This is a genomic window from Vibrio sp. 10N.222.55.C6, from assembly GCF_041473395.1.
GTDB lineage: Bacteria > Pseudomonadota > Gammaproteobacteria > Enterobacterales > Vibrionaceae > Vibrio > Vibrio crassostreae_C.
This window is the reverse complement of sequence record NZ_JBFRSD010001165.1, coordinates 1-321: the sequence shown is the minus strand read 5'-3', so window position 1 is coordinate 321 and position 321 is coordinate 1. Positions and strand designations below refer to the sequence as shown.

The 321-nt window shown below is 39.6% G+C and carries 1 pseudogene; it reads left to right on the top strand.

The features are described 5' to 3' along the window. Positions 1 to 321: pseudogene (locus AB4486_RS28010) on the top strand (transposase); the annotation flags it as partial.

Here is a 321-nt window from a genome sequence, read left to right as displayed (position 1 = left end):
CATCGTTTTTGACCGGTTTCACGTTATGCAGAACTACTCTCTTCTGATAAGGATAGAGCGTAATAAAGCGTTTAGGAAAGGAACGCATGACGAAAAAAAATTCTTAAGGGGACGCTATTTTTACTCCTCAAAAATGCACCGAATTTAAGTGATAAGCAGTCAGATAAGCTGGATGATTTACTTGAAAGTAATAAGACTCTTTGTGCGATCTATATGCTCAAAGAGCAGCTGCAAGCCTTATGGGGTGAACGTACTTTTGACTTAATGATCGCAGAGCTTGATTCGTGGTGTCAACTTGCTAAAAGACGAGGATCTTATCTC